17 protein-coding genes are annotated in these 21,818 nt (G+C 68.0%); 11 read left to right on the top strand and 6 right to left on the bottom strand.

Translation table 11 applies throughout. The features are described from left to right. The first annotated feature begins 221 nt into the window (after nucleotides 1-221). From IAE56_RS06390 to gnd, 4 genes are all read left to right on the top strand, one after another. A complete protein-coding gene (locus IAE56_RS06390) occupies nucleotides 222-2,399 on the top strand; it encodes a carboxy terminal-processing peptidase (protein ID WP_108770028.1) in 2,178 nt (725 codons plus the stop codon). Nucleotides 2,400-2,579: 180 nt separating this feature from the next. Then, nucleotides 2,580-3,248 (top strand): DUF2242 domain-containing protein, encoded by a 669-nt coding sequence (locus IAE56_RS06385; RefSeq protein WP_200751909.1) that lies wholly within the window; start codon nucleotides 2,580-2,582, stop codon nucleotides 3,246-3,248. Between the two features lie 2 nt (nucleotides 3,249-3,250). Beyond that, on the top strand, nucleotides 3,251-4,504 hold the full coding sequence (locus IAE56_RS06380; protein WP_200751908.1) for a hypothetical protein: 1,254 nt from the start codon (nucleotides 3,251-3,253) through the stop codon (nucleotides 4,502-4,504). A gap of 10 nt (nucleotides 4,505-4,514) precedes the next feature. After that, nucleotides 4,515-5,420, top strand: a complete 906-nt coding sequence (gene gnd, locus IAE56_RS06375) for a phosphogluconate dehydrogenase (NAD(+)-dependent, decarboxylating) (RefSeq protein WP_200751907.1) — start codon at nucleotides 4,515-4,517, stop codon at nucleotides 5,418-5,420. 459 nt (nucleotides 5,421-5,879) lie between these two features. Here the strand turns inward: gnd and IAE56_RS06370 are convergent, their stop codons facing one another. Further along, on the bottom strand, nucleotides 5,880-6,923 hold the full coding sequence (locus IAE56_RS06370) for an oxidoreductase (protein WP_200751906.1): 1,044 nt from the start codon (nucleotides 6,921-6,923) through the stop codon (nucleotides 5,880-5,882). Nucleotides 6,924-7,094: 171 nt separating this feature from the next. Between IAE56_RS06370 and IAE56_RS06365 the strand changes: the two genes are divergently transcribed. The 4 genes from IAE56_RS06365 to IAE56_RS06350 all read left to right on the top strand — a co-directional run bounded on the left by IAE56_RS06365 (nucleotide 7,095) and on the right by IAE56_RS06350 (nucleotide 11,362). After that, complete coding sequence (locus IAE56_RS06365; RefSeq protein ID WP_200751905.1) at nucleotides 7,095-7,466, top strand: BON domain-containing protein; 372 nt, start codon at nucleotides 7,095-7,097, stop codon at nucleotides 7,464-7,466. 128 nt (nucleotides 7,467-7,594) lie between these two features. Beyond that, on the top strand, nucleotides 7,595-9,409 hold the full coding sequence (locus tag IAE56_RS06360; RefSeq protein ID WP_200751904.1) for an ATP-binding protein: 1,815 nt from the start codon (nucleotides 7,595-7,597) through the stop codon (nucleotides 9,407-9,409). After that, complete coding sequence (locus tag IAE56_RS06355) at nucleotides 9,406-9,846, top strand: response regulator (RefSeq protein ID WP_200751903.1); 441 nt, start codon at nucleotides 9,406-9,408, stop codon at nucleotides 9,844-9,846. The genes IAE56_RS06360 and IAE56_RS06355 overlap by 4 nt, the downstream gene beginning before the upstream one ends. A gap of 4 nt (nucleotides 9,847-9,850) precedes the next feature. Then, the gene (locus IAE56_RS06350) at nucleotides 9,851-11,362 is read left to right on the top strand and encodes an ATP-binding protein (protein ID WP_200751902.1); all 1,512 of its coding nucleotides are present in this window, start codon (nucleotides 9,851-9,853) and stop codon (nucleotides 11,360-11,362) included. A 73-nt stretch (nucleotides 11,363-11,435) separates the two neighbouring features. On the opposite strand, the gene IAE56_RS06345 is transcribed toward IAE56_RS06350, so the two are convergent. Continuing rightward, entirely contained in the window at nucleotides 11,436-12,185 is a 750-nt protein-coding gene (locus IAE56_RS06345) for a 20S proteasome subunit A/B (protein WP_200751901.1), read from the bottom strand. A gap of 94 nt (nucleotides 12,186-12,279) precedes the next feature. Here IAE56_RS06345 and folK point away from each other — a divergent pair, with 94 nt between their 5' ends. After that, the gene (folK, locus tag IAE56_RS06340) at nucleotides 12,280-12,765 is read left to right on the top strand and encodes a 2-amino-4-hydroxy-6-hydroxymethyldihydropteridine diphosphokinase (RefSeq protein WP_108770017.1); all 486 of its coding nucleotides are present in this window, start codon (nucleotides 12,280-12,282) and stop codon (nucleotides 12,763-12,765) included. A gap of 76 nt (nucleotides 12,766-12,841) precedes the next feature. Here the strand turns inward: folK and IAE56_RS06335 are convergent, their stop codons facing one another. Next, nucleotides 12,842-13,579 (bottom strand): pteridine reductase, encoded by a 738-nt coding sequence (locus IAE56_RS06335; protein ID WP_200751900.1) that lies wholly within the window; start codon nucleotides 13,577-13,579, stop codon nucleotides 12,842-12,844. A 58-nt stretch (nucleotides 13,580-13,637) separates the two neighbouring features. Between IAE56_RS06335 and IAE56_RS06330 the strand changes: the two genes are divergently transcribed. Both IAE56_RS06330 and IAE56_RS06325 read left to right on the top strand, forming a co-directional pair. Beyond that, nucleotides 13,638-14,822, top strand: a complete 1,185-nt coding sequence (locus tag IAE56_RS06330; protein ID WP_200751910.1) for an SAM-dependent methyltransferase — start codon at nucleotides 13,638-13,640, stop codon at nucleotides 14,820-14,822. Next, nucleotides 14,819-15,211: a VanZ family protein gene (locus IAE56_RS06325; RefSeq protein ID WP_200751899.1), complete on the top strand. Its 393-nt coding sequence runs from the start codon at nucleotides 14,819-14,821 to the stop codon at nucleotides 15,209-15,211. Before IAE56_RS06330 ends, IAE56_RS06325 begins: the two co-directional genes overlap by 4 nt. 67 nt (nucleotides 15,212-15,278) lie before the next feature. Here the strand turns inward: IAE56_RS06325 and IAE56_RS06320 are convergent, their stop codons facing one another. The 3 genes from IAE56_RS06320 to IAE56_RS06310 form a co-directional block, all read right to left on the bottom strand. After that, a complete protein-coding gene (locus IAE56_RS06320; RefSeq protein WP_200751898.1) occupies nucleotides 15,279-17,615 on the bottom strand; it encodes a family 20 glycosylhydrolase in 2,337 nt (778 codons plus the stop codon). A 128-nt stretch (nucleotides 17,616-17,743) separates the two neighbouring features. After that, complete coding sequence (locus tag IAE56_RS06315; protein ID WP_200751897.1) at nucleotides 17,744-20,368, bottom strand: TonB-dependent receptor; 2,625 nt, start codon at nucleotides 20,366-20,368, stop codon at nucleotides 17,744-17,746. 150 nt (nucleotides 20,369-20,518) lie between these two features. Then, on the bottom strand, nucleotides 20,519-21,535 hold the full coding sequence (locus IAE56_RS06310) for a glucokinase family protein (protein ID WP_108770011.1): 1,017 nt from the start codon (nucleotides 21,533-21,535) through the stop codon (nucleotides 20,519-20,521). Nucleotides 21,536-21,818 lie beyond the last annotated feature (283 nt).

The following is a 21,818-nucleotide window of genomic DNA, read 5'->3' as shown; positions in this document are numbered from 1 at the left end:
CGCCGCCCCCCGCTCCCCCGGGGGGGGCGCCCCCCCCCCGGGGGGGGGGGGCCCGGTGGGCCCCCACGCCTTGCCCTGCATTCACAATTTGCTACACCGGCCCCGCTAGGCTGGATTTCCACCGAACGCGGCCGGGTGACAAACACGGCAACTTTCGGCACTGTCGTGGTGTCTGAACACCCTGCAGTCTCCCCCTTGGCAAGGCGCCTTCGAGCACGTTCATGAAATTCAAAGCCCCCGCATTCCTGATGGCCCTGGCGCTGGTCGCGCCGTTGGCGCTGGCGGCCAAGGCCGACTCGCCGGCGCTGCCGGCGGCCGCGACCGCCGACCAGGTCACCACCTCCAAGCTGGTCTACGGCCTGCTGTCCGACAGCCGCTACGCCTACCGGCCGCGCGCGCTTGACGAGGCCACCTCCAAGGACGTGTTCAAGCGTTACCTGGAAACCCTCGACGGCGGCAAGCAGTACTTCACCCAGGCCGACGTGACCCGTTTCGCGCCGTTCCAGGCCGGCATCGCCAACGCCATCCGCGGCGGCGAGCTGGAGCCTGCCTTTGAAGTGTTCGCCGTCTACAAGCAGCGCGTCGGCGAGCGCGTCGGTTATGCGCGCAAGCTGCTGAAGCAGGAACCGGACTTCACCACCGACGAGCGCTTCGAGTACGACCGCAAGGACGTGCCGTGGGCGGCCAGCAACGCCGAGCTCGATGAGCTGTGGCGCAAGTCGGTGAAGAACGACTGGCTGCGCCTGAAGCTGGCCGGCAAGAAGTCCGACGACATCCGCAAGACCCTGGACAAGCGTTACGCCACGCTGGAAAAGACCGTCAACGAGCTGAAGGGCGAGGACGTCTTCCAGTTCTTCATGAACGCCTACACCAGCGCCGTCGACCCGCACACCGACTACTTCACCCCGCGCACCGCCGAGAACTTCAACCAGGCGATGTCGCTGTCGCTGGAAGGCATCGGCGCGCAGCTGCAGCGCCAGGACGACATGGTGGTGATCCGCGAGATCATCGCCGGTGGTCCGGCCGCCGTGGACGGCACCCTGAAGCCGGGCGACCGCATCGTCGGCGTCGGCCAGGGCAAGTCCGGGCCGGTGGACGATGTGATCGGCTGGCGCATCGATGACGTGGTGGCCAAGATCCGTGGCGCCAAGGACACCCAGGTCCGCCTGGAGTTCATCTCCGCCGAGGACGGTGTGGACGGCAAGCACCACACCCTGCTGCTGACCCGTCAGAAGGTGCGCCTGGCCGAACAGGCCGCCAAGGGCGAGACCATGACCATCCCGGGCAAGGATGGCCAGCCTGAGCGCAAGGTGGGCGTGATCAAGCTGCCGACCTTCTACCAGGATTTCGAAGGCCGTCGCCGCAACGCCGCCGATTACGCCTCGGCCACCCGCGACGTCGCCAAGCTGCTGGCCGGCTTCAAGACCGACAAGCTGGACGGCGTGGTGCTGGACCTGCGCAACAACGGCGGTGGTTCGCTGGATGAAGCCATCGAACTGACCGGCCTGTTCATCGAACAGGGCCCGGTGGTGCAGGTGCGCGAATCCGGTGGCCGCGTCACCGTCAACAGCGACCGCAACCAGGGTGTTGCGTGGGACGGCCCGCTGGCCGTGCTGATCAACCGTGGCTCGGCCTCGGCGTCGGAGATCTTCGCCGGTGCCATCCAGGATTACGGCCGTGGCCTGGTCATCGGTGAAACCAGCTTCGGCAAGGGCACCGTGCAGAACATCGTCGACCTGGACCGCTGGCCGAGTGGCGAGACCCAGCGCTTCGGCCAGGTGAAGCTGACCATCGCCCAGTTCTTCCGCATCAGCGGCAGCAGCACCCAGCACAAGGGCGTGGTGCCGGACCTGGCCTTCCCGGCCAGCGTCGATGCGACCGAATTCGGCGAAAGCACCTACGACAACGCGCTGCCGTGGACCCGCATCGCCGCGGTGCCGCACACCCAGTACGGCAACTTCGCGCCGCTGCTGCCGAAGCTGGAAACGCGCCACGAAGCCCGTATCGCCACCGACAAGGAATTCCAGTGGTGGAACGAGGACGTGCAGCAGTTCCGCACCGAAGCGGCCAAGAAGTATGTCTCGCTCAATGAAGCCACCCGCCTGGCCGAGCGTGAGCGCCAGGACAAGCAGCGCAAGGACCGCCAGGTCATCCGCAAGGAACTGGGCCTGGCCCTGGACCCGCTGGCCGATGACAGCAGCGATGACGGCCTGACCGGCAACGAGCGCGACATCGTCAAGGATGCCGCCCGCGAGAAGGCCGCCGAGAAGCGTCCGGACCCGCTGCTGCGTGAATCGGCCTCGATCCTGTCGGATGCGGTGAACCTGCTGGAAACCGACCGCCCGCTGTCGGCCCAGGTGCTGCCGCAGTCCACCGGCGCCGGCCGCTGGGCGGACTGATCCGCACGTGACGTGAAGTACCCCACGGGGCCGGCACTGCCGGCCCCGTTTGTTTTTCCGGTAGCGCCGGGCCATGCCCGGTGGGCGTCGATGAACCGGGAGCAACGGGGTCGGGGGCTTCGACCCGGCGCACACGGCCCCGGGTCTACCCTTGGGGCTTCCGTTCTCGCAGGAGTACCCATGCGGGCCTCCCGTATTCCGCTGTCCCTGCTGGCCGTGGCCAGCACCCTGGTCCTGGCCGGTTGCGGTGGCCGTGCCGCCGACAACAGCCTGCTGCGCGAATCCTTCGACTCGGGCGACACCTTCTCGCGCACCGTCGATGGCCGCCCGGCCGAGGCCTGTGAAGCGGCGCGTCGCACCCTGCTCAGCCAGGGCTACGCGATCGCGCGTGCCGACGATGGGCAGGTGGAAGGCAACAAGAACTTCCAGGTGCGCGAGGACGACCATGAGCAGCTGGTGCTGCGCATTTCCTGCGCACCCCGCGGCAGCGAGCAGGCGCTGGTGTTCGTCAGCGCCGTACAGGACCGCTATGCGCTGAAGAAGAGTCCTACCTCGGCCAGCGTCGGCGTGGGTGCGCTGGGCTCGGTGTCGCTGCCGTTCGGCAGCAACGATGATTCGCTGGTGAAGGTCGCCAGCAGCACGATCACCGATTCCGATTTCTACCGCCGCTTCTTCGACCGCCTGCACCAGTACCTGCCAGCGGCCGCAGCGGCGACGCCGGCGCCGACGCCCGCCCCGCAACCGGCGGCGGTGCAGGAGCCGGCCCCAGCAGCTGTACCTGCGCCCGCGGCACCGGCCACCCCCAAGCCCGACGAGCCCGTCCCGCAACCTGCAGCCGAACAGGGCTGACGATGAAGGGCAGGGCGCTGGGGTTGGCCCTGCTGCTGGGCTGGCCCGTCGTTGGCAGCGCCGCCACCGGCGCGTGCGCGCAGGGCCTGCTGCAGCGGCTGGGCTGGCGCTTCGAAACTGCCACGATCGAGGCGCCGAGCATCCACGGCGGGCCGGTCTGCACGCGCGCGTCGCTGCAGGCCGCGCAGCAGGCCGGCGACCTGCAGGTGCGCTGGCCGGCGTCGATGACCGACGACGCGCGGCAGGCCCTGTTGCAGCGTCTGCTCGACGACCCTGCCACGGTCTGCGCCTACACCTTCGAGCTGGGCGCAGCGGCGCAACGCGCGGCGCAGGCGCTGCAGGACAACCCCGGATTCCGCTTCAGCGGCCTGCAGCTGGGCTGGATAGGCTTCGGCGCACGCGGCGCACCTGCGCAGGGCTGGCAGAACACCCGCAGCTTCGGACGTGGCTACACGCCGCTGGCCGGCAACAGCCGCGCGCTTGACGCGTTCTACACCGGCAGCGTGCGTGCCGAATGTGGCGTGGGCCGCCAGGTCGCGCAGCTGGCCACCCAGCGCGAGCTGTACGGCGATGCCGCCTTCGATGCCGAATTCGCGCCCGCCGAGCTGTCGATCGGCACTTTGCTGGGGCTGCACGACACCGACAGCATCCTGCTCGGCGCGCAAGCCGGTGAGTTCTTCGCTGATGGCAAGGCGGTGCGCACCGCGGCGATGGGCCGCACTGCCTTCCTCGGCGTGCCGGGTTTCATCGAACACGTGGGCGACGTCGCCACGCTGGACGACCTGAGCAACCAGGCCGAGAATTTCATCGTCGTCGACGTGGGTGCAGACGCGGCGCAGGCGCTGGCCACGCACGGCGGGTTGGGCTGGTACGACCAGCGCAACGCCGAGATCTGGACGCTGGCGCAGGGCATTCCGCGGCTTGGCCGCCGTTACTTCGAACGCCTGTTGTACGAACGCGACCCCGGCCTGCGCGCGCAGCTGCAGCCGCGTTTCCAGGCCACGCTGGCGCGCATGGACCAGCTGCTGGACGATCCGTTCTACCAGCAGTTCGTGATCTATGTGCACCCACGCGGTATACGTCCCATCGGTTACCACATCATCCGCCTGCTCGACCGCAACCCACGCACGTCGTTTTCCATCGACCTGGCGTTGCACAATCTGCATACCACGCTCTTTCGGCGTTGGCGCGAGGCGCAGCTGCGCCACTGCGCGGCGACCGGCCGGCCAGGCAGCCTGACCCTAGACCCCAACTGAAGGTGAAACAATGGATATTGCAATGATCGGCCTCGGCCGCATGGGCGCCAACATGGCCCAACGCCTGCACCGCGGTGGCCACCGCGTGGTTGGCTACGACCCGGGCGAAGCTGCCCGCCAGCGCGCCGCCGAAGCCGGCCTGGAGGTTGTCGATTCGCTGGCCGCAGCGGTTGCCGCGCTGCCGGTGCCGCGCGTGGTGTGGTTGATGGTGCCGGCCGGCGAGACCGTCGACCAGACTCTGGGCCAGCTGACCCCGCACCTGGCCGAAGGCGATATCGTCATCGACGGCGGCAACTCCAACTACCAGGACTCGATCCGCCGCGCCAAGGCGCTGGCCGAGGACGACCTGGGTTATGTCGACTGCGGCACCAGCGGTGGCGTCTGGGGCCTGCAGGAAGGCTACAGCCTGATGGTCGGTGGCGACGCCGCGGTGGTTGACCAGGTCGCGCCGCTGCTGCGCACCCTGGCCCCGGCCGAAGACCGCGGCTGGGGCCGTGTCGGGCCGTCCGGCGCCGGCCACTTCACGAAGATGGTCCACAACGGCATCGAGTACGGAATGATGCAGGCCTATGCCGAAGGCTTCGCGCTGATGGAGCGCAAGCAGGAAATGGAACTGGACCTGGCCCAGGTGGCCGAAGTCTGGCGCCACGGCAGCGTGGTGCGTTCGTGGCTGCTGGACCTGAGCACCGAAGCACTCAAGCGCAATCCGTCGCTGGATGGCATCGCCCCGTACGTCGAGGATTCCGGCGAAGGCCGCTGGACTGTTGCCGAAGCGATTGCCCTGGACGTGCCCGCACCGGTGATCACCCTGTCGCTGCTGGAACGCCTACGCTCGCGCGAATCCAATTCGTTCACCGACCGCCTGCTCTCGGCGATGCGCAACGAATTCGGCGGCCACGCCATCAAGAAGTCGTAAGCCTCAAAACGGGGTCGGATCCCTTTCCGCAGGAAAGGGCTCTGACCCCAGAAGCCGCAGAAGCCTGATCCGATCGTTTCCACGTCATCCACGCATGGCGTGGATCCAGCCGGTGCACGACCGGGTCAGAGCCCTTCGGCGTTGCCGAAGGGATCCGACCCCGTGCCGACCAACGGTCGGCACCCACCAACAGCACCCACCAACAGCACCTACCAACAGCACCCAACATCAGCATCCACCAACAGCAGCAGGTTCCAACAGCCGCAGGAAACTGTCGAAGGCGGGGTGGGTCCGGTTGAGGGGGTGTGAGCGGCATGGATGCCGCGACCAAGCCCCCATGGACGGGTTCACGGCGTCCCCCTCAACCGGACCCACCCCGCCATCCCACGGAAAGCCAGCTTTTGACGTTGACGTTGACGTTGACGTTGCTTCGGCAGGTGCAGGGCGCAGCCCTGCCAATCACCCCAACACCACCCGCCGTCCCTCGCGCGCACTCACCCTCCCCGCCTCCAGCAACCGCATCAGCTGCAGCGCCTGCTCCGCACTCACCGTCGGCTCGCCCTCGCCACGCATCGCCGCCGCGAACTGCGCATACAGCCGACGGTAGTCGCCCGGCTGGTTGTCCACCGTCGTGCGCTGCACGTTGTCCTCCGCATCACAGCGCAGCAGCTCGCCATGCCGCGGGTCGATGCCCCAGCCGGGCGCGCCCGGTGCCACGCCACGGCGCAGCTGCGCTTCCTGCACGTCCAGGCCGTGCTTGACCCAGCTGCCGTCGCGGCCATGCACCGCGAAATGCGGCGTCGGCGCCGCCACCAGCGAACCGGCATGCACGATCGCGCGATGCCGTGGGTAATGCAGCACCGCATGGAAATAGTCGACGCCGCTGCCGCCTTCGCGCTGCACCGCCAGATCGGCGTCGATCGCCTGCGGCCATCCGAACAGCATCAGCATCTGGTCCAGCAGGTGCGGGCCAAGGTCGTACCACAGTCCGCTGCCAGGTCCTTCCTGTTCGCGCCAGCGATCGCGCACCTGCGGCCGGTAGCGGTCGAAATGCGCATGGCATTCGGCCACCTCGCCCAGCGTGCCCTCGGCCAGCAGCGCCTGCAGGGTGAGGAAATCTGCATCGAAGCGCCGGTTCTGGAACACCGTGGCGATGCGCCCGGCATCGCGCGCGGCGGCCAGCACCGTTTCCGCTTCGGCCACGTCCAGCGCGAACGGCTTGTCGACCAGCACGTGCTTGCCGGCGGCCAATGCGGCAATTGCCAGCGGCGCGTGCTGCTCGTTCGGCGTGGCGATCACCACCGCGTCCACGGCGGGGTCATCAAACACCTCCTGCGCGGTGGCGCGCACGTGCACATCGCTGAAGCTGCGCAGCAGCGTGTCGCGCTGCGAACTGACGATGCTGTGCAGGGCCAGCCCGGGCGTGTGCTGGATGAGCGGGGCGTGGAAGACACGGCCGGCCAGGCCGTAGCCGATCAGGGCCAGTTGCAGGTCGGGGCGCATGGACGGCTCCGCAGGGTGGGGGAGACAAAGCGTAGAACGTGGTTACGGGCGAGGCAAAACTGAACGGTTACCGTTGCCTTTCGCGGATTCACGGCAGCGTGACCCCGGCCCGACGCGTGCAACACAGGCACCTGTCCAGACTGGCAGCACATCCAGAAGGAGCACCGCACGATGAGCAACCTGACCCGTACCCTGATTGCTTCGTCCCTCACCCTGGGCCTGGCCCTGTCTTCTTCGGCCGTCATGGCCAAGGACCCGCCGAAGACCGACCATGCTGCGATGACCCACGCCGATCGCCACGACTCCAACGAGCCGGTGACCGACAGCTGGATCACCACCAAGGTGAAGGCCGACCTGCTGGCCAGCAGCAATGTCCCGGGCACCGAAGTGAAGGTGGAAACGGTCAACGGTGTGGTCAGCCTCAGCGGCACCGTTGCCACCCAGGCCGAGAAGGACAAGGCCGTCGCCACCGCCAAGGGCATCAAGGGCGTGACCCGCGTCGATTCGGCCGCGCTGAAGGTCAACGCCGCCGCCAAGCGCTGATCCCGGCGCTCGCTTGAAGTGGACAGGGGCGTCCCGCGAGGGGCGCCCTTGTCGTGCTGCCTCTGCCCGATTCTCCCGGAGTGAACGGCTGCGCTATATTGGCGGCATCGCTTCGTTGACGATGGATCATGGCGCTGGTGTTCAGTGATGACATCTGGGACCGTTGGCGGCTGCCTGCCCTGGCACTCGCTGCTGCTGCGATCATCATCGTCCCCTGGCTGACCCTGCGTCAGCTGCAGCAGGACAACGAACAGGCGATGGCCTGGGTCAGCCACACGCAGGCGGTCGGCGTGGCGCTGCAGCAGCTGCAGGCCGACGTGCGCGACGTCGAGTCGGCGGCGCTGACCCTGTCCAAGGGCGTGGATGCCCCCGGCCTGCGCGAGCGCATGGCCAAGGCCAATGACATCCCCGGGCGGCTGACCGAGCTGGCCCGGATGACCCGCGACAACCCCGACCAGCTGATCCGCATCGGCCGCATCGAGTCGATGCTGGAAGGGCGCATGGCGCTGGCCCGCCAGCTGGCGCGCTCGGAACCCAACACCGACCAGCGCGAGCTGGTGCAGGACCTGAGCACGCGCTACCCGATCCGTGGCCTGGTGGAAGAACTGCAGGCCAGCGAACAGAAGCTGCTGGCGGCGCGTGCCGAACAGGCGGCGCGCCAGCGCAGGCAGACCGAGCTGGTGTCGTGGAGCTCGCTGGTGGTGCAGCTGTGCCTGCTGGGCCTGGTGCTGTGGCTGCTGCAGCGGCAGATCGGCCGCCGCCTGCAGGCCGAGCGGCAGTCGCTGCGCGCGGCCGCGCGTGCCGCCTCGGTGCTGCAGACCGTGCGCGAGCCCATCGTGCTGCTCGACCGCGACCTGCGCGTGCAGCTGCACAACCCGGCGTTCGCCGAACTGTACGGGCTGCAGGACGAACGTGCCGACGGCACGCTGCTGGCCGATGTCGGCGAAGGCGCGTGGCAGGATCCGGTGGTGCGCCAGCGCCTGTCCGACGTGCTGCTGCGTGGGCGCGAACTGTGGGACTTCGAACACGAACAGCGCACCGACGGCACGGTGCGCTACATGCTCATCAACGCGCGGCGCATGCCGCTGCCCGACACCGATGATGAGGTGGTGTTGATGACGGTGAGCGACGTGACCGTGCAGCGCGCCGTGCAGTGGCGCGTGGAAGAACTGAACCGCCAGCTGGAAGGCAAGGTGGCCCAGGTCTCGGAGGTCAACCGCGAGCTGGAGGCCTTCAGCTATTCGGTATCGCACGACCTGCGCGCGCCGCTGCGCCACGTCGCCGGTTTCTCCGACAAGCTGTCGCGGCACCTGGGCGAGGGCGCCGACGAGAAGAGCCATCACTACCTGGATGTGATCTCCGGTTCGGCGCGGCGCATGGCGGCGCTGATCGACGACCTGCTGGTCTATTCGCGGCTGGGCCGCGCGGCGATGCGCCAGCAGGCGGTGGACATGCAGACGCTGGTGGCCGACACGCGGGCGATGCTCGATGCCAACCTGAAGACCGATGCCGAAAGCAGCGGTGTGGCCCACCACGTGGAGTGGAACATCGCGCCGCTGCCGATCGTGGTGGCCGACGAGAACATGATGCGCCAGGTGTGGCTGAACCTGCTTGGCAACGCGGTGAAGTACTCGGGCAACCGTGAACCGGCGCAGATCCGCGTGGACTACCAGCAGCAGGCCGATGGCGGCCATCAGTTCACGGTCAGCGACAACGGTGCAGGCTTTGACATGGCCTACGCCGGCAAGCTGTTCGGCGTGTTCCAGCGCCTGCACAAGGCCAGTGACTACCCCGGCACCGGCATCGGTCTGGCCAGCGTCCGCCGCGTGCTGACCCGCCATGGCGGCCGCATCTGGGCCGAAGCCGCGCCCGACGCCGGCGCCACCTTCCATTTTTATCTGCCTCCGGCACTGGATGCAGTCAACCAAGGGTCTTCCGCATGACGACGCTGCGCACCATCCTCCTGGCCGAAGACAGCCCGGCCGACGCTGAAATGGCCATCGATGCGCTGCAGGAAGCCCGCCTGGCCAACCCCATCGTGCACGTCGAGGACGGCGTGGAAGTGATGGACTACCTGCTGCGCCGTGGTGCCTGGGCTGGCCGCGAAGAGGGCCTGCCGGCGGTGCTGCTGCTGGACATCAAGATGCCGCGCATGGATGGCCTGGAAGTGCTGCGGCAGATCCGCGAGCACGAGGAACTGAAGCGGCTGCCGGTGGTCATCCTGTCGTCCTCGCGCGAGGAAAGCGACCTGGCGCGCAGCTGGGACATGGGCGTGAACGCCTACGTGGTGAAGCCGGTGGACGTGGATCAGTTCTTCGGCGCGGTGCAGACCCTGGGCAAGTTCTGGGCGCTGATCAACCAGGCACCGGACGTCGAGTAAGGCCATGCCTTTGACCGGTCCGGCCCTCGGGGCGCTGCGCATCCTGCTGGTGGAAGATTCACCGGAAGATGCCGAGCTGATGTCCGAACAGATGCTCGACGCGGGCCTGGACGCCCGTTTCGAGCGCGTGGAGAGCGGTCCCGAGCTGCGCCAGGCGCTGGCCAGCTTCGCGCCGGACATCGTGCTCTCGGACCTGAGCATGCCGGGTTTCTCCGGTGACGAAGCGCTGCGCATCGTGCGCGAGGCCGCACCGGATGTGCCCTTCATCTTCGTCTCCGGCACGATGGGCGAGGAGAACGCGGTGGAGGCCCTGCAGAAGGGCGCCAACGACTACATCATCAAGCACCACCCGGCGCGCCTGCCGTCGGCGGTGGCGCGCGCGGTGCGTGATGCGCGCAGCGCGGTGGAGCGCCTGCGCGTGGAAACCGAGCTGATGCGCGCGCAGCGGCTGGAGAGCCTCTCGCTGCTTGCCGCCGGCCTCAGCCACGACCTGCGCAACATCCTGCAGCCGCTGCTGATCATGCCGGACCTGCTGAAGGCGCGTACCGAAGACCCGCAGCTGCATCACCTGGCCGATGTCATCGCCGAGTGCGGCCGCCGGGGCCACGAGATGGCCGAATCGATGCTGTCCTTCGTGCGTGGCTCGCGCAATCCCAGCGAGCGCATCTTCATCGATGATCTGTTCCAGGCCGTGGCGCTGCTGTTGCGCAGCAACGTGCCCGAGGCGGTGAACCTCGAACTGGAGGTGCAGGACGAAGGGCTGGTGGTCGACGCCAACTACACCGAACTGCAGCAGGTGCTGCTGAACCTGGCGCTCAACGCGATCCAGGCGATGCCGCAGGGCGGGCGCCTGAGCCTGACCGCCGAACATGCCGGCGAACGCGAGGGCGTGGACTGGCTGCGCATCGTGGTCGACGACGAAGGCATCGGCATGGATGCCGACACGCTGTCGCACCTGTTCAATCCGTTCTTCACCACCAAGGCCGACGGCACCGGGCTGGGCCTGATTTCCTGCAAGCGCATCGTCGAAGGTGCCGGTGGCAGCATCCATGTCAGCAGCCAGCTGGGGCAGGGCACGCGGTTCGAACTGCGGCTGCCGATGCATGAGCTGGCCGAGGGCGGTGAGCCGGTCGAACAGCTGGTGGCGCTGGGCAGTGGCCAGTCGATCCTGGTGGTCGATGGCGAAGCCACGCGCCTGTCGCTGCTGGGCAATGCGCTGTCGAGCCAGGGCTACCAGCTGCAGCTGGCTTCCGACGGCCCGGCCGCGCTCCGCTGGATGCAGCAGGAAGCCATGCCGGCGCTGGTCATTGCCGATGCCGGCTCGCGGCTGCTGCCGGCCAGCCAGCTGCTGGGCGAGATGGCCACGCTGGGCTACGCCGGCCCGGCGCTGGTACTGGAAGAGGCCGCGGTGGAGCTGGACACCAGCGCCTTCCCGGCGGGCATCGACGTGCATGTGCTGCGCAAGCCGCTGCAGATGCAGCAGGTGTTCCGCGCGGTGGCCGAAGCACTGAGTTGACACCGCGTCGCCGGGCATGGCCCGGCGCTACCGTCACCGTAATCCGGTAGCGCCGGGCCATGCCCGGCGTGGGTTATTGGTCGACGCCGGGCGCTTCCCACGGGAACCGCGGCAGGCTTGCCACTGCCTGCTCCAGCCGCCGTGACCAGTTGTTGTGGATGTCGGCATACAGCGGCGAATCGGCGGTGAAGCGCAGCTGCTGGCCCACCTGCAGTTCGCCCTTGCGCAGCATCACCATGTCGATCGGCAGGCCCACCGACAGGTTGGAACGGATGGTCGAGTCCAGCGACAGCAGCGCCGTGCGCGCGGCGTCTTCCAGCCGCGTGGCCGGGCCGAGGATGCGGTCGAGGATCGGCTTGCCGTACTTCGATTCACCGATCTGCAGGTACGGCGTCTCCGGTGAGGCGGCAATGGCATTCCCCAGCGGGTAGACCATGTACAGGCCCGGCTGCTCGCCGGCGATCTGCCCGCCGAAGATCAGCGTGGCCTGCGTGTTGACGCCGTCGTGGCCGTGTTCGGTGTGCTGGCACTTCACCTGGCTGTCCACCAGCAGCGCGCCCACGTAGGCGGCGGCCTCGAACAGGTGGGTCATCTGCCGCAGGTTGGGCGTGCGCGCTTCGGCGGCATCACGCTGCAGGCGCGAGACCAGCAGCTGGGTGGTGGCCAGGTTGCCGGCGGCCATCAGGACGAAGGTCGCCTCCCCGGGATACTCGAACACGTGCAGCTTGCGGTGCACGCGGACATCGTCCAGCGCGGCATTGGTCCGGGTGTCGGCGGCGAAGACCAGGCCTTCGTCCACCTCGATTCCAACGCAATAGGTCATGTGGGTGTCCTATCATGTGCGTCCCGGATTGTAGGCAGGCCGCCGTGACGATGGCATGCCCACCCCACCCCCTGAACGCCGTCACCGGAACCGCATGACCACCGTGCTCCTGAGCCTGGGCAGCAACGTCCAGCCGCGCCGCTACCTCCACGCCGCGGTGACGGCCCTGCGCGAGCGTTTCGGCGCGCTGCGGGTATCACCGGCCTACCGCACGGCCGCGGTCGGCTTCGATGGCCCGGCCTTCCTCAACAACGGTGTGGCGATCGAGACCGATCTGCCGCTGCAGGAACTGGACGACTGGCTGCATGCGCTGGAAGACGCGCATGGCCGCGACCGCAGCGGGCCGCGCTTTTCCGACCGTACGCTGGACATCGACGTGGTGTTCTACGGCGACCTGGTGGTGGAAGGGCCCGGCCACCTGCGCATCCCACGCCCGGAGCTGAAGCATGCCTTCGTGCTGAAGCCGCTGGCGGACATCGCCCCGGACTTCATCGATCCGGTAAGTGGCCAGGATCTGGCCACGCTGTGGCGTGCGCACAAGCAGCATGGCGAAGCGTTCGAGGTCGTGGACCTGGAATGATCGGGGGTGCGTTGGGGTCAGATCCCTTTTCCCGCAGGGAAAAGGGATCTGACCCCGTCGTACGTCGCGCCCGGCGTCAACTGACCGTACGCCCACCATCCACGCGCAGGGTGTGGCCGGTGACGAAGCTGGCCTCGGCCACCAGCCAGTACACCGCTTCGGCGATCTCCTCGACGGTGCCGATGCGGGCCAGCGGCGTGCGCGCCAGCAGCGCGTCGCGGGCGAAATCATCCTTGCCCTGTTCCGGCCACAGGATCGCGCCCGGCGCCACGGCATTCACCCGCACCTTCGGCGCCAGTTCCAGTGCCAGCGAACGGGTGGCCATTTCCAGCGCGGCCTTGGCCATGGTGTAGGCGACGTGGTCGCGCATCGGGTCGGTGCCGTGCAGGTCGGTCAGGTTGACGATGCAGCCCTGCTGGCGGCGCAGGTAGGGTGCGGCCGCCTGTGACAGCAGCAGCGGCGCGCGGGCGTTGACCGCATACAGCTCGTCCATGGCCGCGGCGGTGACCTGGCCGAACGGGGTGGGGAAGAAGTTGGAGGCGTTGTTGACCAGCGCGTCCAGGCGGCCGAAGTGGGCCACGGCCTGTTCGACCAGGTCGGGCAGAGCATCGGCGTCGCGCAGGTCGGCCTGCAGGGCCAGCACGCTGCCCGGGCGGACGTTCTCCAGGTCGAACGCGGCCTGCTGCAGCTCGGCGCTGGATGTATGGGCGTGCAGCACCACCGACCAGCCACAGGCGTGGAACTGGCGGGCGATGGCCGCACCGATCCGGCGCGCGCTGCCGGTGATCAGGGCCACGGGGGCGGTGTCGCTCATGAGGGTCCTCCAAGGCTCGGCTATCCTGTGCACCATTGTCACCGCATTCGAAGACACCATGCAGCCCACCTTCCCCCTGCCTGAAGCCGACGCCCTGGCCCACAGCGACCAGCTGGCGGCCGCCCTGCGTGCCGAAATCCTTGCGCAGGGCGGGGCGATCCCGTTCTCGCGCTTCATGGAGCTGTGCCTGTACGCTCCCGGCTGGGGCTATTACAGCGCCGGCGCCAGCAAGTTCGGCGGCAGCGGCGATTTCACCACCGCGCCCGAGCTCGGCAGCCTGTTCGCCGGCAGCGTGGCCAACGCGCTGGCCCCGGTGTTCGCCCAGCTGGACGCGCACGCACGCATGCTGGAGCTGGGCGGCGGCACCGGCGCCTTTGCCGAGGCCGTGCTGCTGCGTCTGGCCGAACTGGAGGCGCTGCCGGCGCGCTACGCCATCCTCGAGCCCAGCGCGGACCTGCGCCAGCGCCAGCAGCAGCGCCTGCAGCAGAACCTGCCGGCCGAGCTGGCCAGCCGCGTGGAATGGGTCGACCGCCCGTTCGATGACGACTGGGACGGCGTGGTATTCGCCAACGAGGTGATTGACGCGCTGCCGACCCCGCGCTTCCTGATCAAGGACGGCGAGGTCTACGAGGAAACGGTCGAGCTGGATGGCGAGGGCAACTTCATGCGCGGCGCGCAGCCGGCCGACGTGCTGCTCAACGGCGCGGTGCGCCACCTCGAGCGCTACCTGAAAAAACCCTTCGCCGATGGCTACCGCTCTGAAGTGCTGCCGCAGCTGCCGTACTGGCTGCAGGCGGTGGCCGGTGGCCTGCAGCGTGGCGCGATGCTGTTCGTCGATTACGGCTACAACCGTGGCGAGTTCTACCAGCACGACCGCGACGACGGCACCGTGCGCGCGTTCTACCGCCACCACGTGCACAACGAGGTGTACCGCTGGCCGGGCCTGCAGGACATCACCGCGTCGGTGGATTTCACCGCCATGGCCGAGGCCGGCCTGCACGGTGGCTTCGAGCTGGCGGGTTACTGCAGCCAGTCCAGCTTCCTGCTCGGCAACGGCCTGGACCAGGTGCTGGTGCTGGCCGAAGAGCGTACCGATGAAGTGGGCCGCATCCAGCTGCGCGACCAGGTGAAGAAGCTGACCCTGCCGACCGAGATGGGTGAACGCTTCCAGGTGATCGGCCTGCAGCGCGAGGTGGATTTCGAACCGGCCTTCGAGCTGGGTGACCTGAGCTGGCGCCTGTGAGTGCTGCGTTGCCGGTGATCAAGCCGCTGCGTCGGCCGCGGCTGTGGACTGCGCTGTGGCTGCTGGCGGTACTGGTGGTGATCGTGGTCTGCCTGATTCCGCCGCCGCCGATCGACCTGCCGGAGAACGGCGACAAGGTCGAGCACTTCCTGGCCTATTTCATCCTGTCCGGCAGCGCGGTGCAGCTGTTCCGCCGCGGCAGCCCGCTCCTGTGGGCGGGCGTGGGCCTGGTGCTGATGGGCGTGGGCATCGAGTTCGCGCAGGGCGCGCTGACCAGCAACCGCAGTGCCGATCCGATGGATGCGCTGGCCAATACGGTCGGCGTGCTGTCGGGCCTGGCGACCGCCTTGACCCCGCTGCGCGACATCCTGCTGCGCTGGCGCGGTTGAGTTAACCGCGCTCGGGGTCAGAGCCCTTTCCTGCGGAAAGGGATCCGACCCCGGGCCATGCCCCGCATCACTTCTGCAGCGTCACCTCATCCAGCACCCACATCGCCGGGCGCGTATCGCCGGTGAAGTTGATGCACAGATCGTCCGTGCCCGACACGCCCTTCGGCAGCGCCGCGCGCAGGGTGACGAAGCCATCGGCATCGGTGCTGGCCGGCAGCGGCACCTGGGCCACGACCTTGCCGGTGCAGTCGCCACGACGGATCAGCATTTCGCCGTTGCGGCCCTTGGCCTTCTCGAACTTGCGCGCCGGCTCGTCGTGGGCCAGCTGGAAGTAGTACGGAATGCGCCCGGCACGAACCTGCACGCTGCCGATGCCATCGAGCTGCGCGGCCGGCCAGCGCCAGCACGGCTGGAAGATGTCCACGGTGAACACCGTGCGCGCACCTTCGCGCGGGCCGTCATCTTCCAGGCGCAGCACCAGGCCCTTCTCGCCCACGCAGCTGCGCAGTTCCTCGCTGTGGCGGCTGAGCAGCGACTGTGCGGTGTAGGACGCCACGGTCGGTGCGGCCGCCAGCGGCTGGCCCTGGAAGAACGCAGCGGCCTGCACGGTGGCCGGCAGCGGCTGGGTCAGCGGCTGCTGGTACAGCGGCGAGCTGGTGGTCACCGGCGTGCCATCGGTGCTGTAGCGCACTTCATAGCCCAGCGGATTGGCCAGCGACACCGTCACCGTGTTGGCGGCGCGGTCGTCGGTATGGCCCACGCCCACTTCGAACGGGGTCTGCGCATAGGCAAGGCCCCAGGCGCGGTAGCGCTGCAGCTGGGCCGGCAGGCGGGCGAGGAAATCGCGGAAGTCGCGATGTTCCGGCGCGCTCCAGCCAGTCTCGGCCACCGCCGCCAGGCGCGGGAACAGGTTGTGCTGCAGGCGTGCGTAGGTGCGGGTGTGCTCGGTGAACATGTTCGCCTGCAGGCCGAGGATGTGCCCGCGCTTGTCGGCGGCCAGCTCGGCCGGCACCGGCTCGAAGTTGTACAGCTTGGCCAGGTTGACCTGGGCCGGGCGGCCCGGCGGCTCGTTCGGCGAGCCGGTCTGCAGGTAGTCCAGGTACAGGTGGCTGACCGGCGACATCACCACGTCATGGCCACTGCTGGCCGCGGCCAGGCCGCCTTCGGTGCCGCGCCACGACATCACCGTGGCCTGCGGCGGCAGGCCGCCTTCGAGGATCTCGTCCCAGCCGATCAGGCGGCGGTCGTGCTCTTCCAGGAAGGTTTCCAGGCGCTTGATGATGTGGCTCTGCATGGCCATCTCATCCTTGATGCCCAGCTCGCGCATGCGCTTCTGCACCTGCTTCGAGGCGATCCACTGGTCCTTGACCGCTTCGTCGCCCCCCACGTGCACGTACTTCGCCGGGAACAGCTGGATCACTTCCTCCAGCACGTTCTCCAGGAAGGTGACCGTGCCGTCCTCGACGTTGAACAGGTTGGGGAACACGCCCCATTCGCTGATCGGCTTCAGCGGCGTGCTGATCGAGCCCAGTTCCGGGTAGGCGGCGATCGCGGCCGTGGCGTGGCCGGGCACGTCGATTTCCGGGATCACCTGGATGTGCAGCTTGGCTGCATAGGCGATCACTTCGCGGATCTGGTCCTGCGTGTAGAAACCGCAGTACGGGTATTCCTGCTTCGTCACCGGATCGATGCCGCCATCGCCGGCCGGCAGGCGGCAGCTGCCGACCTCGGTCAGCTTCGGGTAGCGCTTGATCTCCATGCGCCAGCCCTGGTCATCGGTCAGGTGCCAATGGAAGGTGTTGAGCTTGTGCGCGGACATCGCATCGAGCACGCGCTTGATCTCGTCCAGGCTCTGGAAGTGGCGCGCCGAGTCGAGCATGAAGCCGCGCCAGCTGAAACGCGGTGCGTCCTGGATCTGCACGGCCGGCAGCGCGCCCTGGCTGCCGCCGGTGGCCAGCTGGACCAGCGTGGTGGCGCCGTAGAACAGGCCCGTCTCGTTGCCGGCCTGCACCAGCACGCCCTGCGCGGTGCTCTCCAGCGTGTAGCCCTCGCCGGTATCGCGGAAGGTGGGGATGATCTGGAAGCGGATGCCGCCGGCCTTGGCCGCGGCCTTGCCGGTGGCCAGCGCCAGGCGCGGGCCGCCACTGCGGGCGAGCAGATCGGCGAACTGGCCGGCCACGCGCTGCTCGGCTTCGCTGTCGGCGCGCAGCGTCGTGCCTGCGGCCACGGTGATGCCGGCGCCAGTGCCGCGCTGCACCTTGGCCGGTGCGGGGATCAGCATCAGGCTGCCGGCGCGCAGCTGCGGGCCGGGGCCGGTATCCAGTGCCGGGGCATCGGCGGCGCGGGCGGCGGCGGGAAGCATCGCCAGGCCCAGCAGCATGCTGGCAAGGGGGAAGGGTCGCATCGTCTCACTCCTGTGGTGGGCGGCTCGCTGTGCCGCGCGTGGCCGCCGCGCAGGCGGCGATTCCGGTCTCCCATCGTACGACGGGCCCGGAAATCCGGGCCCGTCGCGATGTGCAGCTGGGTGCAGTCTTAGAACTTGAAGTGCAGGGTGGCCATGTAGCGGCGGCCGCTCTTGTACTTGCCAGCCAGGTGTTCCTTGTCGCCCAGGTACTGGAAGTAGGTCTCGTCCAGCAGGTTCTGCGCGTCCACCGTCAACGACCAGTTGTCGTTGAAGGTGTAGCCGAAGCTGGCACCCAGTTCCGCGTAGTCGTCCACGCTGGACGGGGCGGCACCGGCCACGTAGCCGCCGGCCAGGTAGCTGTCACGCCAGTTGTAGGTCAGGCGCGCATTGATCGGGCCCTTCTCGTAGTACGGGCTGAAGGCGATGGCATTGCGCGACTGGTACGGCAGCGGATCGCCGGTGTTGTTCTCACCGTTGGCGTAGGTGTAGTTGGCGGTCAGGCCGAAGCCGCTTTCGCCGAAGGGCTGCTGGAAGCTGATGTTGAAGCCCTTGACGTGGCCGCTGCCGGCGTTGCGCGGGCGCTGGATGCTGTAATCGCAGTAGCCGTCGGCGGTGCAGCCGTTGGTACCGACGAGGTTCGCCCAGGTGGCCGGCGAGGTATCGCGGATCGAGTTGTACTGGCGCTCGATGGTGGCCGAGGTATCGATGTAGTTGTCGATCTTCTTGTAGAACACCGACCAGGCCACCACGGCCTGCGGCGCGTAGTAGTACTCGGCCGAGGCGTTGAAGTTCCACGACTCATACGGCGACAGATCGGCGTTGCCGCCCGAACCGGTCAGGGTGGTGTCGTTGAGGAAGGTGTTGTTGACCATCTGGTTGTACGGCGCCCAGGCGATCACCTTGGCCGCAGCAAAGCGGAACACCCAGTCGTTGTCGGTGTCCCATGCGACGTTCAACGACGGCAGCACGAAGTCTTCCTTCTTGGTGCGGGTCTGCCACTTGCTGTCCAGGTCGGTCAGGGTCGGCGTGCCGCCGTAGACGAAGCCGCTGCCTTCGGTCTTGGAATCGACGTAGCGCACACCCAGGTTGCCGCGCAGCGGGCCGTTGGAGAAGTTCAACTGCGCGTAGGCCGCGTTGTTGGTCTGGGTCAGCGCCCAGCTGTTGTTGAGGTAGCTGGCCGGATCGGGGTTGCTGTAGTCGATCGGGCTGTTGCGCACCCAGTTCAGCACGTTGTTGCGGCCGGCCTGCACGTGGCGGCCCTGGTCGTTGGTGAAGCCCTGGATGTCGGTCAGGCCGATGGTGCCGACGTCGGCCAGGGTGCCCGGGGTGACGCCGCCGTACACGTTGAGGGTGAAGGCTTCATCGTGCTTGCCGTGGCGCACGCCGAACTGCAGCTGGTTGAAGATGCTGTCGAACTGGACGTTGAAGTCGAGCTGGGCGTAGGTGTCCTTGCTCTCGGTGGAGAACACGCCGTTGTTGCCGAACCAGCCGCCGGCCGAACCCCAGTTGGCCGGGTCGCGGGCGCCTGCCGGGTCATCGAAGGTGATGCCCTTGTCCATGTTCCAGCTGTAGCCGCCGTTGTAGAACGGCTCGATGAAGTACTGGGCCAGGTTCTTGTTGTCGGACTTGCTCTGGCCGGCCTGGCCGGTCACGCCCCAGCTTTCGCCCTTCCAGGCGCCGCGCAGGTCCACGCCCTTGGTGACCACTTCGGACAGGCGCACGTTGTTGTCATAGATCAGCGTGCCGCTGTTGGCGATGGCGCTGGCATTGGAGTGGCCGCTGGTGGCCACGCCGTTGCGCACGTCGCCGAGCTGGTTGACGGCGTTGACGGTGCCCGGGTTCCAGGTCAGGAAGGAATAGAGCGACTGGTTGTAGTTGTCGAACTTTTCCTTGATGTACATGCCGCTCAGGTTGAACTCGAGCTCATCGGTCGGCTTGAACTGCAGGTTGACCACGGCGCTGTCGCGCTTGCGTTCCTGCTGGAACCAGGCCGCGTTGAACGAGTTCGGCACGTCCACGTCGGCAGCCACGCCGGTGGCATTGGGGAAGGTGCTGGCCTTGGTGTAGCCGAACACTTCCTTGCCCTGGCGGTCGACGGCTTCTTCGTAGTGCTGGGCCGAGACGGCCACGCCGAAGGTCTCGTCGTTGTTCTTCCAGCTGTACAGCACGGCCGCGTTCGGCTTGCCTTCGCTGGCCTGCTGGCTGTAGCTGTAGCCCACCGAGGCGGCCACTTCGTTCTGCTTCAGGTCCAGCGGCTGGCGGGTGTGCATCAGCACGGTGCCGCCGAGGCTGCCTTCGGTCAGTCGCGCTTCGGACGACTTGATGATCTCCGCGCGGCCCAGGATCTGCGGGGCCAGCAGCGTGTAGTCGAAGCCGCGGTTGGGCTGTTCGCCGTACAGCCAGATGGCCTGCGCCACCGGGTGGTTGTCCAGGAAGGACAGGTTGAGGCTGGGGTCGGTGCCGTCGATGCTGACGCGCTCGCCCTGGCCGAAGCGGCGGTCCAGGGTCACGCCCGGGATCTGCGACAGCGCTTCAGCAACGTTGGTGCTGGGGAACTTGCCGATGTCCTCGGCGGTGATCGCTTCGGACACACCGACGTTGTTGCGCTTGGTGTCGAGCGATTTTTCCAGGCTGGCGCGGATGCCCACCACCTGCACGGTGTCCAGGTCCTGCGGAGTGGCCTGCTGGGCGTGCGCCGAGAAGGCGAGGCAGCCGACGATGGCTGCCGAAAGCAGAGTCTTGCGGGTGTTCATGATGTCTCTCCTCATCACTGATGTGCGTTGTCGGCGGCGAACGAATGGCAGGTCATGCCTGGCGCCAGCAGGGGCTGCCGGGCGCGATGGTGCGATTCCAGTGCGTCGTGCGTACTGCGGTGCTGCGTACTGCTTGCTGCGTACTGCGGTTCAGGCGTTGGCGTGGAGCAGGAACCAGCTGGCGGCGCCGATGACGCCCAGCTGCCCGTGCTCGACCACCTTCACCGGGATGCGTGCCAGCGCTTCGCCCATCGGCCCCTTCTGCAGGTAGCGTTCGACGAAGGTGCTGGCATGCAGGTATTCGCGGATCTGCGGCAGGATGCCGCCGGCCAGGTAGACACCACCCTGCGCGCCGTAGAACAGCGCCATGTCGCCGATGGTGCTGCCGAGCAGGCCGCAGAACACATCCAGCGCCTGGCGGGCGAGGGCATCGGTACCGGCCATGGCTGCGGCGGTCACCGCATCCGGGCTGGCCAGCACCGGGGTCTGCCCCTGCAGGGCGCAGATGGCGTGGTACAGGTTCATCAGGCCGGGACCGGACAGCGCATGTTCGATCGACACGTGCGCGCGGTCGCGCTGCATGTGGCGGACGATGGCCATTTCCAGTTCGGTGCTTGCGGCCAGCGTCGGCTGGCCGGCTTCGGTGGGCAGGACCACCGGGCCGTGCGGAGTGGGGATCCACAGCGCGGCGCCCAGGCCGGTACCGGGGCCGACCACCAGGGTCGGGCCGCGCGGCGCGGTCTCGGGGCCGCACAGGTGCAGCACGCCGCTTGCGTCAACCTGCGCCGCGGCATAGGCCACCGCTTCGAAGTCGTTGACGATGTGCACGTGCTGCAGGCCGACCTCGGCTTCCACCTGGCGGGCCGACAGCGGCCACGGCAGGTTGGCGGTGATCACCGTGCCGTCCTCGCGGGCGAAGCCGGCGGTGGCGACCACGCACTGGCTGGGCCGCGCGCTGTCACCGAGGAAGTCGGTGAGGATCGCACTCAGGCCGGCATAGTCCGCATTGCGGTACTTGCGATATTCCAGCAGCTGCACCGGATGGGCCTCGTCGCCGCTGGCCTGTGCCCTTGCCACGCGCACATGGGTACCGCCGACGTCGGCGGCCAGGAACGAGGGCGCGACGCGGGACAGGACATGGGCCGGGGCGGGATGGCTGGCGGTCACGCGGGCTCCTGCTGCAGGTGGGAAGCGGACCCACGAAAGGCCCGTCGATGGGGCGGAGTCTGTAACTGCGTTGACAACGATGTCAACGAGTTCGTGACACTTTCGTTGCTGCGCCGCAACGAATGAGAGACACCGTAAACGTTTACATCGTCTTGACCCGGCATTAACCCGCAAGCCTTTGCGCCATGAGCCTCTAGGGGCAGAGCGCATTCAGCGCGGAGCGCGGTGGTGCTGTTGCGCAGTGCAGCACGGCCGCATCGGGCCTGTGCAATCAAGTTGACAA

The organism is Stenotrophomonas sp. S41 (genome assembly GCF_016624625.1).
Lineage (GTDB): Bacteria > Pseudomonadota > Gammaproteobacteria > Xanthomonadales > Xanthomonadaceae > Stenotrophomonas.
The sequence above is the reverse complement of the archived record's forward strand: the minus strand, read 5'-3'. Positions and strand labels throughout refer to the sequence as shown.

Excerpts from the sequence above, each read along its gene's own strand:
- folK (WP_108770017.1), top strand. The coding sequence starts at position 12,280 with ATGACCACCGTGCTCCTGAGCCTGGGCAGCAACGTCCAGCCGCGCCGC.
- IAE56_RS06355 (WP_200751903.1), top strand. The coding sequence starts at position 9,406 with ATGACGACGCTGCGCACCATCCTCCTGGCCGAAGACAGCCCGGCCGAC.
- IAE56_RS06320 (WP_200751898.1), bottom strand. The coding sequence starts at position 17,615 with ATGCGACCCTTCCCCCTTGCCAGCATGCTGCTGGGCCTGGCGATGCTT.
- IAE56_RS06360 (WP_200751904.1), top strand. The coding sequence starts at position 7,595 with ATGGCGCTGGTGTTCAGTGATGACATCTGGGACCGTTGGCGGCTGCCT.
- IAE56_RS06365 (WP_200751905.1), top strand. The coding sequence starts at position 7,095 with ATGAGCAACCTGACCCGTACCCTGATTGCTTCGTCCCTCACCCTGGGC.
- IAE56_RS06385 (WP_200751909.1), top strand. The coding sequence starts at position 2,580 with ATGCGGGCCTCCCGTATTCCGCTGTCCCTGCTGGCCGTGGCCAGCACC.
- IAE56_RS06390 (WP_108770028.1), top strand. The coding sequence starts at position 222 with ATGAAATTCAAAGCCCCCGCATTCCTGATGGCCCTGGCGCTGGTCGCG.
- IAE56_RS06380 (WP_200751908.1), top strand. The coding sequence starts at position 3,251 with ATGAAGGGCAGGGCGCTGGGGTTGGCCCTGCTGCTGGGCTGGCCCGTC.
- IAE56_RS06370 (WP_200751906.1), bottom strand. The coding sequence starts at position 6,923 with ATGCGCCCCGACCTGCAACTGGCCCTGATCGGCTACGGCCTGGCCGGC.
- IAE56_RS06345 (WP_200751901.1), bottom strand. The coding sequence starts at position 12,185 with ATGACCTATTGCGTTGGAATCGAGGTGGACGAAGGCCTGGTCTTCGCC.
- gnd (WP_200751907.1), top strand. The coding sequence starts at position 4,515 with ATGGATATTGCAATGATCGGCCTCGGCCGCATGGGCGCCAACATGGCC.
- IAE56_RS06330 (WP_200751910.1), top strand. The coding sequence starts at position 13,638 with ATGCAGCCCACCTTCCCCCTGCCTGAAGCCGACGCCCTGGCCCACAGC.
- IAE56_RS06350 (WP_200751902.1), top strand. The coding sequence starts at position 9,851 with ATGCCTTTGACCGGTCCGGCCCTCGGGGCGCTGCGCATCCTGCTGGTG.
- IAE56_RS06315 (WP_200751897.1), bottom strand. The coding sequence starts at position 20,368 with ATGAACACCCGCAAGACTCTGCTTTCGGCAGCCATCGTCGGCTGCCTC.
- IAE56_RS06335 (WP_200751900.1), bottom strand. The coding sequence starts at position 13,579 with ATGAGCGACACCGCCCCCGTGGCCCTGATCACCGGCAGCGCGCGCCGG.